The sequence below is a fragment of the Streptomyces sp. CA-111067 genome (genome assembly GCF_050956065.1).
In the GTDB taxonomy this organism is placed as follows: domain Bacteria; phylum Actinomycetota; class Actinomycetes; order Streptomycetales; family Streptomycetaceae; genus Actinacidiphila.
Genome location: NZ_CP192103.1, coordinates 8,742,338 through 8,754,839, shown reverse-complemented (window position 1 = coordinate 8,754,839; position 12,502 = coordinate 8,742,338). Strand labels below are relative to the sequence as shown.

Below are 12,502 nucleotides of genomic sequence, written 5' to 3'. Positions count from 1 at the left end.
CGATACGGCTGTCGAAACTTTCGGTCAGGATGTCGTGCACGTGCTCCCGTTGAGGGTGAACTGCGGTGGTGCCGGATTGCCGGTGCTGTAGGTGGCGGTGAATCCGACGTCGACGGATCCGGCCGGCGGGACCGTGGCGTTGTATCCCGCGTCCCGCACCGTGACGTCGTGGCCGCTCTGGCTCACCGTGCCGCCCCAGGCGTTGCCGATCCGCTGGTCGCCGCCGAAGGTCCAGCCGGCCGTCCAGCCGTTGACCGCCGCCGGTCCGGTATTGGTGATCTTGACGTCGGCCTGGAAGCCGTTGCCCCAGTCGTTGGTGACGGTGTACGCGATCGCGCAGACCGCACCTGACGCGGCCGGCTTCGTCGTGACGGTCGCGGGTGGGGACGCGGCCGAGGCGACGCCCGTGTCGTCAACCGCCTTGACGGTGAAGGCGTAGGTCGTCGCCGGGGTGAGTCCGGTGATCGTCGTCGTGGTTCCGGTGACGGTCGCGGCGCCGGCGCGCACCGGGCCGGAGCCGCTGTCGGTGAACACCTGGTAGCCGGCCACCGGCCGGCTGCCGGGGGTCGCGGCGGGCCAGGCAAGGGTGACCGAGGTGGCGGTGGCCGAGGACGCGACCGGGGCGCCGGGCGCGGACGGCGGCGTGGACGCGGGCGGCGTGCCGCCCGAGCCGGGCGCGTTGCCCCACACCGCCGTGCCGCCGTCGTAGAGCACCATGTCGTCCACGGTGACCGGGGCGGAGCCGGGGGTGGTGGAGACCCCCTGGTAGGACCAGTCGCCGGCGGGATCGTGCGGTCCGGGGAAGGCCAGCCGGAACTGCACCTCGCGGTGGAAGGCGGACTGCCCGGCCGGGGCGATGTCCTGGCCCTCGCAGCTCACGGTCACGTAGTAGACGGTGTCGGTGTACCGGGTGGGGCCGCTCGGGGCGGAGCACTGGTTGTACGCCGAGGTCAGCGTCACCTGGGAGGGGCTGGTGCCGGGATCGAGGGTGAAGTAGTAGCGGAAGCTGCCGTGGGTGAGGTGGCGGGCCGGCCAGCCGGACTTGTTGACCACCTGGGCCTTGATCTCGTAGAAGTTCGTGCCCGCCGCGTTGACCGCCGCCTGCAGGAACTCCTCCGGGCCGTCCGGTGTTTCCTTCGGCGGGAAGTCCGCCCGCGGGGTGCCGCCGTACTCCGCGGCGAGTGCTGCCAGCGCGCCGGAGAATCCGGCGTTGTAGTCGAGTGCGCCCTCGGTCTCACCGTAGTTGGCGCGGTCGTCGGAGAATCCGTCGTCGGCGGAGCCCGGGCCGCCGACCAGGAGGCCGTAGTCGAGGTGGCGGGTGGCGGCGGGTTCGGTCATCGACTGGGACCAGGAGCCGTGCGCTGCCCTGCTGTGCGGACTGCGCGGCCAGGCACTGTTGGTACCGGAGTTGGTGAACCCGATCTCGTAACTCTCGCCGGCCGGGTTGTCGCCGAGCGCGTAGTCGATCTGCCGGACGCCGAAGTCGTGGTAGGTCCGCGCTCTGGCGGCATCCGTGCCGCGGCCGCTCAGCCAGCCGCTGAACTGCAGGGCCACGAAAGCGGTGTTGGCGGAATAGCGCAGCGAGCCCCAGGTGTCGAGAAACGCCTCACCGCCGGCGGAGTAGGCGACCTTCTTGCCGTCCACGCCGGTGGTCCACCAGTCGAGCCAGCGCTCGGCGTCGTCGACATAGCTCTGCTTGCCGGTGAGTTCGGCGAGCAGCACGTAGTCGCCGTAGGACTTGTCGTCCCAGGCGAGCGTCCAGTTGTACTCGGGGGTGGTGGTCTGCTGCATCTTCGGCAGTTGGGCGTAGTACGTCTCCGCCTTGGTGAGATACGTGCTGTCGCCGGTGGCCCGGTAGAGCCAGATCGCCCCCCAGACCAGCTCGTCCCAGTAGCCGCTCCAGGAGTTGTAGTAGCCCTGGGCGGCGGTGACGCACTTGTCGTAGGTGCCGCGGTAGGTGTCGGCGAAGGTGTACAACTGCTTGGCGTTGGTCAACAGGGTGGCGGCGTACCCCGGATCACTGGCCTTGAAGACCATCGACGAGGAGGCGAGCGCGGCGGCGGCCTCGCCCGCGAGGTCCGAGCCCGGGCACGACGCGTCGATCTTGAAGGACGGCCGCGGCGACGGGTTGACCTCCGGCGGCCCCCAGAACGCGTGGTCGCTTCCGCCGTCACCGACCTGGCCGTAGAGCACGTTCGGCGAGGGGTGCGCCTTGAGCAGCCAGTCGTCTCCCCAGCGCAGATTGCGCAGCAGATACGTGTTCTGGCCGCTCGCGGCGTAGCCGGGCGCCTCGTCCAGGCCACCCCAGCCGAGCATGGTCATGGAGAACGCCATGGGGAAGCCGAACTTCACCTCGTCGCCGGCGTCGTGATAGCCGCCGGTCAGGTCGATGCCGGCATCGGCGCCGTCGGTGAGATCGGAGTCCCCGCGCCAGCCGACCCGGTTGTCGGCGGGCAGCTTGCCGGAGCGCTGGGACTCGTAGAAGAGCATCGAGTCCTGGAGTGCCTCGGCGTAGTTGTACGAGGACGCGGTCGCGGCGGAGGGCACGGTCGCGGCGGAGTGCGCGGCCGGCGCCTGCGCGGGTGCGGCCGGCGTGGCGGCGATCATCGTCAGCGCCAGGGGCAGGAGGGCGGCCAGCGCGGTGGCGGCCCTGGACAGCGGGAGGCGGAGTCCGGGTCTGGGAACGGTGGGCATGGCGTCCTCCTGAGAGGGCTGTGCACGCGGTGGGGGGAACACGTGGGAGCGCTCCCACAATGCAGCCGGCCGCCGACCCTGTCAATGGTCCGCGCGCCCGGCGGCGGCCCTCGACGACGGTTGCCGGCCGAGCGCGCCGCGCCGCCCGTCGCACCTGCCGGGGAGAGCAGGGACGGGCGGCGCGGCGGTGAGCATTGCCCCATCACAACGCTCACGTATGTGTCAGGAGCCGGTGCAGGTGAGCGAGGGGGTCGAGGGCGAGCCGTTGGCGAGGAACCCGAAGGTGGTGGAGGCCGCCGGCTGAAGTGACCCGTTGTAGGAGGCGTTGGCCACCGTCGTCGTCGAACCGCTGGTGGTCAGCGTTCCGTTCCAGACCTGGGTGATGCTCTGGCCGCCGGACAGGGTCCATCTGACGGTCCAGCCGCTGATCGCCGCACTGCCCGCGGTGATCTTGACCTCCCCCTGGTAACCGCCCGACCAGGAGTTCGTGGTGCTGTACGTCGCCGTGCACGCTCCTCCCCCGGCTCCGCCGGTGCTGGATCCGCCGTCCGTCGTTCCGGAGGTCGTTCCGCCGTCGGTCGTTCCGGACGTGGTTCCGGACGTGGTACCGCCGTTGGTCGTTCCCGAGGTGGTCCCGCCGTCGGTCGTCCCGCCGGTCGTGGTGCCGGTGGCGGCGTTGAGGGCGTTCAGGACCGAGGTGTAGGCGGGCTTGGGGTTGCCGCTGCTGTCGAAGAGCAGCGGGTTGTCGCCGCTGCGCCAGGAGTCGCTGTCGCGGATGCCCCACACGGTGATGCCCGTGCAACGGGCCACGTGCAGGCACGCGTTGACGGTGTTGGCGTAGGCCGACGCCGGGGCCTGGGCGATGTCGAGCTCGGTGATCTGGACGTCCACTCCGAGCGCGGCGAAGTTCGACAGCGTGGTCTGGAAGCTGGACGGGGGTCCGCCGGCCCCGAAGTGGCTCTGGAAGCCGACGCAGTCGATCGGCACACCACGGGACTTGAAGTCCTTGACCATGTTGTAGACGCCCTGGGTCTTGGCGTCGGTCCAGTTCTCGATGTTGTAGTCGTTGTAGCAGAGCTTGGCGTTCGCATCGACCGAGCGGGCCGTGCGGAAGGCGTGCTCGATGAACCCGTTGCCGAGCTTGTCCTGGAACGGCGAGCTGCGGTGCTGGCCGCTGCCGTCGTCGGCGAACGCCTCGTTGACCACGTCCCAGGCGTATATCTTGCCCTTGAAGTGCGTCATCTCCTGGGTGATGTGGTTGTCCATCGCGGACTGCAGGTCGGACGCGGACAGGCCCGACACCCACCCCGGCAGCTGCTGGTACCAGACCAGGGTGTGGCCGCGCATCTTCTGGCCGTGGGCCGCCGCGTGGCTGACGATCTGGTCCGCGGGCCCGAAGTTGAAGCTCCCGCGGGACGGCTCGGTGGTGTCCCACTTCATCTCGTTCTCCGGGGTGATCATGCCGAACTCCCGGTCGAGGATCGTGGAGTACGCCGGATCGCCCAGTTTCGCCGTGGGCACCGCCGTACCGAAGTACCGCCCCGACTGCGCCGCGGCCGACCCCAGCGAACCGGCCGCCGCGGCGTGGGTGGCGAACGTGCCCATGCCCAGGAGGGCCAGTGCCACGCCCGCCGCCGCACCGGCGATCGTCGCCGCCGTGGCTCTGCGGCGGGTGTCTCTCTTGAACCATGCCATGCCGATCTCTCCTCTGTGTGGGGGGAGGGCACCTGCCGGGAGCTGATGCCGGAGCGAGGCCGGCGCGCGCCAGGGGCCCGGGGCGACCGTGGGGGGTCGCCTGTTGATGGCCGAAAGTTTCGAGTAATCCACCAACATTTTCGGGCACCATAGGTCACCGAACAGGTCGCGTCAATGCATCGCGCGGTCCTTGGCCGCCAGCTCTCCTACCGGAGCGGCAGCGGGAGGGGACGCGCCGGCCGGCGGCAGCGTGATGTGCACGGTGAGGCCCTGCCCGGGGCCGGTGTCCAGGGTGACCGTGCCGTGGTGCGCCTGGACGACGGCCTGGACTATGGCCATGCCCAGGCCCGCCCCGCCGGTGTCGGGGGCCCGTTCGGGGTCGGCCCGGAAGAAGCGGTCGAAGGCGCGGGCGGCGTCCTTCGGGTCGAGCCCGGGCCCGGAGTCGGCGATCCGCAGCCGCACCGCGGACTCGTCGCCCCCGACCTCGATGACCAGCCGCGCGTCCGGGGGCGTGTGGACGCGGACGTTGCTGAGCAGGTTGCCGATGACCTGCCGCAGCCCGGCCTCGTCACCGAGCGCGTGCACGGCGCGGCCGTCGCGTGGAAGCAGCAGGGTCTGCGGGCGGCCGGGCTGCTGCGCGGCGAGGTCGGCGGCGGCGTCCCGTACCAGGGCGCAGACGTCGACCGGCCGGAAGTCCAGTGCCGGGCGCTCCTCCAGCCGGGCCAGCGCGAGCAGTTCGTCGACCAGCCGGCTCATCCGCAGTGCCTCGGCGGAGACCCGGTGCAGGGCCCGGTCCTTCTCGCCGGCGTCGAGCATGCCCTTCTCGTAGAGCTGGAGGTAGCCCTGGACGGAGGCCAGCGGGGTGCGCAGCTCGTGGGAGGCGTCGGCGAGGAAGTGCCGCAGTTGGGCGGTGGCGCGTTCGCTCTCGGTCAGCGCGGTCTCGATCTGCTGGAGCATCGCGTTGAGCGCGGTGCTCAGTTCGCGGACCTCGCTCGATCCGTGGCGTGCGGTGGCGATCCGCCGCGACAGGTCGCCCTCGGCGATGGCGGAGGCCGTCTCGACCATGGTCTCCAGCGGGCTGAGCCGCCGTCTGGCGGCGGTCAGCGAGCCGACGGCGAGCAGCCCGAGCAGCGCGAGGCCGGCGGCCGACTCCCAGACCAGGAGCTTGTGGACGGCGTGTTCCAGCCCGCTGTAGCGCATGCCCTGGACAATCATGCTGCCGTCGCTGAGCCGGGTGACGACCACCCGGTAGTCGGTACCGTCGGCACGGACGTTGACGGCCTTGCCGCTGCGGGCGAGCGCGGCCGGTTCCGGCAGCGCGCGGGTCAGGTCCTGGCGGATCCGGCTGCCGGCGCCGCCGCTGTTCTCGCACACCGAGGAGTTGCGGCCGTCGGAGTCGAGCACCACGAAGAGGTCCTGCTTGAAGGCCTTGGCGAAGGACAGTCCGCCGTCGGTCCCGTCCTTGCCGTCCTGCAGGATGTCGGCCAGCGTGCACAGCTTCCGCAGTGCGTCGGTGGTGACCGGCGCGCTGCTCACCGAGCGCTGCGATTCGCGCAGGGTGTGGTCGATCTCGCTGCCCAGCACCGTGTACGTGGCCATCACGCTGAAGGCGGCGGTGGCCAGCAGCCCGAGCGCCACGAAGGCGACGTTGGCGAGGGTGAGGCGGGCGCGCAGGGTCTTCGGGCGGGGCAGCAGCCGGCGGCGGGTCACGCCGTCACGCCTGTTCCACTGCCCGGAGCCCGTAGCCGATACCGCGCCTGGTCTCGATCATCGACGGCCCGAAGCGGTCGAGTTTGCGCCGCAGATAGGAGATGTACGTCTCGACGACCGTCGAGGGCACGACGGTCTCGTACTGCCACACGTGCTGAAGCAGCTGCTCCTTGGAGACGATCTGCCCCGCGTGCCGGAGCAGGTGCCGGAGCAGGTTGTACTCGGTGGGCGTCAGCTCGACGCGCTGGCCGGCCCGGCACACGGAGTAGGTGGCCTCGTTCATCTCCAGGTCGCCGTGCCGCAGCACCCGGTCGGTGCCGCCGGTGTCGCGCCGGGTGCGGCGCAGCACCGCCTGCACCCGGGCGACGACCTCGTCGATCCCGAAGGGCTTGGTGATGTAGTCGTCGCCGCCGAGGGCGAGCCCGGCGACCACCTCCCGCGGATCGTCCCGTGCGGTCACGAAGATCACGGCGAGCTCGTCGCCGGCGGGGTCCGCCGCCCGCTCGGCGCGCAGCGCCTGGCAGACCTCCCAGCCGTTGCCGTCGGGCAGCATCACATCCAGCAGGACGAGGTCGGGGCGGTGCTCGCGGACCGCCGCCAGCGCTTCGCGCCTGGTCGCGGCGCAGTGCACGGTGAAGCCGTTGTAGCTGAGAGTGATCCGCAGGATGTCCGCGATTCCGGGCTCGTCCTCGACGACGAGCACCGTGGGTGCGCTGCCGACAGCTGTCTTCATGCCGTCAAGTATCTGCAACCCGTGACGCCGGGGCGGCCGTGAACCTTGGAGTTCCTTGAGAGAAGTCGTTTCGGCTTGGTCAGGGCCCGGCGCCCACTGAGTCTGAAGGGGGGCGAGTGGATCAGCGGACAAGTTCATGTGTGAAGACGACTTGGATGGGGGATGGATCGTGGCCTCTTTGGCGCGATGGTGCTTCCGGCACAAATGGCTGGTGATCGTGCTGTGGGTGGCGGCGCTGCTCGGCGCCGGCACCGCGGGGAGGATCGCCGGCGACACCTACTCGAATGTGTTCTCGCTCCCCCACACCGAGTCGAGCAAGGTCATGGACCTGCTGGACAAAGCCGTGCACGAGCAGTCCGGCGAGTCCGACACCGTGGTGTGGCACGTGGACGCCGGTTCCGTACGGGACGCCCCGGTACGGCAGCGCATCACCTCGATGCTGGACAGGATCGAGCACCAGAAGGACGTCGGACAGGTCGTCAGCCCGTACGACCCCGCGGGATCCACGCAGGTCAGCAAGGACGGCAGGACGGCGTACGCGACGGTGACGTACGACGTACTGGGCGCGAAGCTGGACAAGTCACAGGTCCACGCCCTGGTCGACACCGCGCACAGCGCGCGCACCGACGGGCTCAAGGTCGAAGTGGGCGGCGACGTGGTCGCCACGGTCGAGGAGCCGCCGGCCGGGCTGAGCGAGTTCGTCGGCATCGGAGCGGCGGCCGTCGTGCTCTTCCTGGCGTTCGGCTCGCTGTTCGGCATGCTGACGCCGATTCTGACGGCACTGTTCGCCATCGGCATCTCGTCGTCGATGATCACCCTGCTCACGCACACCATGAACGTGCCCGACTTCGCCGGGCAGTTGGCGATGCTCGTCGGGCTCGGTGTCGGCATCGACTACGCGCTCTTCATCGTCACCAGGCACCGCAAGGGCATCCTGAGCGGGAAGTCGCCCGAGGAGTCGGCGGTCACGGCGGTGAACACCTCGGGCCGTGCGGTGCTCTTCGCCGGCGGCACGGTCTGCATCGCGCTGCTGGGGATGTTCACCGTCGGCCTGAGCCTGCTGTACGGGGTGGCGATCTCGGCCGCGATGACCGTGGTGGTGTCGGTGCTGGCCGCGATCACGCTGCTGCCCGCGCTGCTCGGCGTGTTCGGGATGCGGGTGCTCAGCCGCCGCCAGCGGCGGAAGTTCGCGGCGAGCGGGCCGCGGACCGGGGACGCGGTCGGTGCCGCGATGCGCTGGTCGTCGTTCGTGCAGCGGCGCCCGAAGGCGCTGGCCGCCGTCGCGATCGTGGTGATGGCGGTGCTGGCGATCCCGACCTTCTCGCTGCGGCTCGGCTCGTCCGACCAGGGCAACGACCAGACCTCCAGCACCACCCGCAAGGCCTACGACATGCTCGCGGCCGGTTTTGGGCCCGGCTTCAACGGCCCGCTGACGATCCTGGCCGAGGTGCCGGGCGGCGCCGGGGACAAGGCGGCGCTCGGCAGCCTGGTCAGCACGCTGGACCACACCGAGGGCATCGCCTACGCCGCCGCGATGCCGATGCGGCCGAACAGCACGGTGGCGCTGGTCCGCGCGGTGCCGACGACCTCGCCGCAGGACGAGGCCACGAGCACGCTGATCGACCACCTGCGGGACGACGTGGTGCCGGCCGCGGAGCGCGGCACCACCATGAGGGCCTACGTCGGCGGTCAGACAGCCACCTTCAAGGACTTCGCGTCGGTGCTGGGCAGCAAGATGCCGATCTTCATCGGGGTGATCATCGCTCTGGGCTTCGTCCTGCTGCTGCTCGCCTTCCGCAGCGTGGTCGTCCCGCTGACCGCCGCGGTGATGAACATGGTCGCGGCGGGCGCGTCGTTCGGCGTGCTGGTCGCGACCTTCCAGTGGGCGTGGGGCGGCAGCCTGCTGGGGGCGACCAGGGAGGGCCCGATCGACGCCTTCCTGCCGGTGATCATGCTGGCACTGCTGTTCGGCCTGTCGATGGACTACCAGGTCTTCCTGGTCAGCCGGATGCACGAGGAGTGGGTCCACACCAGGGACAGCGCGCGTGCGGTGCGGGTCGGCCTCGCCGAGACCAGCCGGGTGATCAACTCGGCCGCGGTGATCATGATCTGCGTCTTCGGCGCCTTCGCGCTCAGCGGCGTCAGGGTCCTGGGCATGTTCGGCATCGGGCTGGCGGGGGCGGTCGCGCTGGACGCGTTCATCCTGCGGACGGTGCTGGTGCCGTCGTTGATGCACCTGTTCGGTACGGCGAACTGGTGGCTGCCCGCCTGGCTGGACAAGCGGCTGCCGCACATGGCCGTCGAGCCGGCCGAGGCCGGGGACGCGGCACCGGAGGGCGGACAGCTGCCGGACCTGGCGCTGGTGTCGTCGGCCGACTGACGGTGGCGCCCGCGGTGCTGCGTAGAGTGCTCGGATGATCGAGGTACCTGAGGCGTTCGCGCGTGGCACCGTCGGGCGTGAGGGAGAGCCGGGCGCGGCCTGGGTGGCCGCGCTGCCCGGTCTGCTGGAGGAGTTGCTCGAAGGCTGGGGGTGCGTGCCGGACGGCGCGGTCATGCACGGGGGCGTCGGGGTGATCGTCCCGGTACGGCGGCGTGCCGGGGCGACCGCGGCGCTGAAGGTGTCCTTCCCGCATCCCGGCAACGTCCATGAGCCGGACGCCTTCGCCGCCTGGGACGGGCGCGGCGCGGTGTCGCTGCACGAGCGCGACGACCAGCGGTTCGCGATGCTGCTGGAACGGGCCCGGCCGACGACCCTGGCGACCGTCGAGGACGGCGACGAGGTGGTGGCGGTCGCGGGGCGGATCAGCCTCCGGCTGGCCGTTCCCGCGCCCGCCGGGCTGCCCCGGCTGCGCGACCAGGCCGGCGACTGGGAGCGGGAACTGCGCACGGACTCTGTGGAGTTGCCGCACACCATGCCCGCGCGGGTGGTGGACGCCGCGGTGGCGGCCGTCCGCGAGCTGGGCCGGGAGCAGCCGGAGACCCTGGTGCACGGGGACCTGCACCCGGGGAACATCCTGCGCGCCGACCGCGAGCCGTGGCTGGCCGTCGATCCCAAGGGTTATGTCGGAGACCCGGCGTACGACGGCGGCACGCTGCTCAAGGCGCGTGCGCTGACGTTGCTGGAGGCGGACGATCCGCGCCGGGCTGCGTACCGGGTGCTGGACGTCTTCGCCGAGACGGCGGAGCTGGATCGCGAGCGGGTCCAGGGGTGGGCCTGCTTCCACGCGGTGCGGGCCGCGTTCTGGGGGCGCAGGCACGGTTTCCGGATGGCGCGCGGCGGCGAGGTGCTCGACCGGCTCACCGTGTTCGCCGACCGGCTGGCGGAAGCGCTCACCGACCGTCCGTAGACCGCGCGGGCGGTCACCGCGTGCCCCACCGGGCCGGCGTGCCCGGCCGGGCGCCCGCGCACTTCACTGCTGCGGGGACCGGCGCCGACCGCCGGGCGGACGTTCGGCCCCGGATTCGCCGCGAGTTCCTTCGCCTGTCCCAACGAGCGGGCATGCGCCGGGTTCGTCTCATCGGCTGAATCTGCCGCGCGGGCGACCCGTTACGGCGACTCGGCTGGAAGCGTTGAACCGAGCACCTGTCCGAATCGCGCACCCTCCAGGAGGACCCTTGCCGACCCGACTCTTACCGGCGCCCGGCGCCCGGCACGACGGCCTGTCCGCGGCGCCGGAGGTGGCGCGGTGACCGTACCCGCACCGGCCTCCCCCGCCGACTCCACCGCCGACTCCACCGCTGACTCCCCCGCCGACGACCTCACCGGCGACCTCACCGGCGACGGAGCGGGCGGCACCGCCGACGGGCGGCTGCCGCACCCCGCCCCCGCCGAGATCACCTTCAACGGCCACTGGGGCAAGAACCCGCTGGGCGGGGTGTCGTTCTGGGCCCTGTGCGCCCGGCTGCCCTCGGTGCTCGGCAAGACCGGCCGGATGACCTGGGCGATCGACCGGCGGGCGGTGATCCTGCTGCTGTGCTGCCAGATCACCACCGGACTCGCCTCCGGGCTGCTGCTGACCGGCACCGCCCGGGCGATGAAGCCGCTGGTCGGCACGGCGCCGGTCGCCGACCGGCTGCACACCGCGCTGCCGGCGCTGGTGGTGGTCGCGCTGTCGGCGGCCACCGTGCGGATCGCCTCGGCGCTCGCCACGTTCGCCGACGACCGGATCACGCCCGGCCTGACCACGGCGGCCGACGCCGCGCTCGTCGAGGCCGTCTGCAAGGTGGAGGCCACCGCCTACGGCGTCGACGGCTTCGCCGACCGGCACGAGGCCGCCGAAATGGGCGTCATCCGCACCCAGATGATGGTCCAGGACGCCAGGACCTTCACCGCCGCGCTGATCCGGATGGCCGCCGCGACCGGAGTGCTGACCGTACTCAAACCGCTGATGCTGCCGCTGCTGCTGCTCGCCGTGCTGCCGGCCGGCCTCGGCGCGGTGCTGTCGGCCCGGGTGGACTACGCCACCCACTACGCCAACGTCGGCGACCGCAACGTGCGCGGCATGATGCGCTGGTGGTCGACCGAGTCGCGGTACGGCGACGAGGTCCGCGCCAACGGGATGACCGACTACCTCCTGTACTGGTACCGCGCCCTGTCCCAGCGCATCGACCGGCGAACCCTCGCCACCGCGCCGCGCAAGCTGCGCATCACGCTGGCCTCGTCGGCGCTCGGCGGCCTCTTCCTGGTGGCCACCTGGACGACGCTGGGATGGCTGGCGGTGTCCGGGCGGGTCGAACTCGCCCTGGTGGCCACCGCGGTCGTCGCCGTGCAGAGCGTGCTGGGCGCGCTGTCGCAGGTCATCGTCAGCGGGGCGGCGATGTTCCACAGCAGCCTGTACCTCGCCGACATGCAGTCCTTCCTCGACATGGCGGCCGAACGGGCCCCGGACCGCGGCGAACTGACCGTCAGCGGCCCGGTGGAGGAGATCCGGCTGGAGGAGGTGGTCTTCGGCTACCCGGGCAAGGACGAGCCGGCCGTCGACCATGTGTCCCTGACGCTGCGGCGCGGTGAGATCGTCGCGATCGTCGGCGAGAACGGCTCGGGCAAGTCCACCCTGAGCCGGCTGATCACCGGCATCTACCTCGCCGAAAAGGGCCGTGTCAGGTGGAACGGCACCGACCTGGCCGACGCCGACCCGCACAGCGTGTGGGCGCGCTGCGGTCTCGTCCCGCAGATCTTCGCGCAGTGGCCGCTGCGGACCCGTGAGAACGTCACGCTGGGCCAGCCGCGCACCCGTGACGACGCCGCCGTCTGGGAGGCGGTGGACGCGGTCGGCATGCGCGAGGCGGTGGAGAAGCTGCCCGACCGGCTGGACACCCTGCTGGCCAGGGAGCTGTTCGGCGGCGCCGAGCTCTCCGGCGGCCAGTGGCAGCGGCTGGCCTGCTCGCGGGCCCTGTACCGGGGGCCGGATCTGCTGATCCTGGACGAGCCCACCTCGCAGATGGATCCGCGCGGCGAGCACCAGATCTTCGAGGAGCTCAAGGCCGTCTCGCGGGAGCGGATCACCCTGGTCGTCACCCACCAACTGGAGAACACCCGCGTCGCCGACCGCATCATCGTCATGGACCACGGCCGCATCACCGAGCAGGGCACCTTCGACGAACTCGCCGCCGGCAACGGCATCTTCGCCGAACTCCTGGCCCTGTCCAAGGACCGCTGACCCGCCGGGC

7 protein-coding genes are annotated in these 12,502 nt (G+C 71.4%); 3 read left to right on the top strand and 4 right to left on the bottom strand.

What is annotated here, in order from left to right; genetic code table 11:
* Positions 1 to 24: 24 nt before the first annotated feature.
* The 4 genes from ACQPW6_RS38455 to ACQPW6_RS38440 form a co-directional block, all read right to left on the bottom strand.
* Complete coding sequence (locus ACQPW6_RS38455; protein ID WP_433894363.1) at positions 25 to 2,694, bottom strand: glycoside hydrolase family 9 protein; 2,670 nt, start codon at positions 2,692 to 2,694, stop codon at positions 25 to 27.
* Between the two features lie 222 nt (positions 2,695 to 2,916).
* Positions 2,917 to 4,389 (bottom strand): endo-1,4-beta-xylanase, encoded by a 1,473-nt coding sequence (locus tag ACQPW6_RS38450; protein WP_433894362.1) that lies wholly within the window; start codon positions 4,387 to 4,389, stop codon positions 2,917 to 2,919.
* A gap of 171 nt (positions 4,390 to 4,560) precedes the next feature.
* A complete protein-coding gene (locus ACQPW6_RS38445; RefSeq protein ID WP_433894361.1) occupies positions 4,561 to 6,099 on the bottom strand; it encodes a sensor histidine kinase in 1,539 nt (512 codons plus the stop codon).
* A gap of 4 nt (positions 6,100 to 6,103) precedes the next feature.
* Positions 6,104 to 6,832 carry a response regulator transcription factor gene (locus tag ACQPW6_RS38440; RefSeq protein WP_433894360.1) on the bottom strand — a complete coding sequence of 243 codons (729 nt, stop codon included), beginning with the start codon at positions 6,830 to 6,832 and terminating at the stop codon, positions 6,104 to 6,106.
* 136 nt (positions 6,833 to 6,968) lie between these two features.
* Here ACQPW6_RS38440 and ACQPW6_RS38435 point away from each other — a divergent pair, with 136 nt between their 5' ends.
* From ACQPW6_RS38435 to ACQPW6_RS38425, 3 genes are all read left to right on the top strand, one after another.
* Complete coding sequence (locus tag ACQPW6_RS38435) at positions 6,969 to 9,212, top strand: MMPL family transporter (protein WP_433894359.1); 2,244 nt, start codon at positions 6,969 to 6,971, stop codon at positions 9,210 to 9,212.
* 34 nt (positions 9,213 to 9,246) lie between these two features.
* Complete coding sequence (locus tag ACQPW6_RS38430; RefSeq protein WP_433894358.1) at positions 9,247 to 10,179, top strand: aminoglycoside phosphotransferase family protein; 933 nt, start codon at positions 9,247 to 9,249, stop codon at positions 10,177 to 10,179.
* A 585-nt stretch (positions 10,180 to 10,764) separates the two neighbouring features.
* Positions 10,765 to 12,492, top strand: a complete 1,728-nt coding sequence (locus tag ACQPW6_RS38425; RefSeq protein WP_433894798.1) for an ABC transporter ATP-binding protein — start codon at positions 10,765 to 10,767, stop codon at positions 12,490 to 12,492.
* Positions 12,493 to 12,502 lie beyond the last annotated feature (10 nt).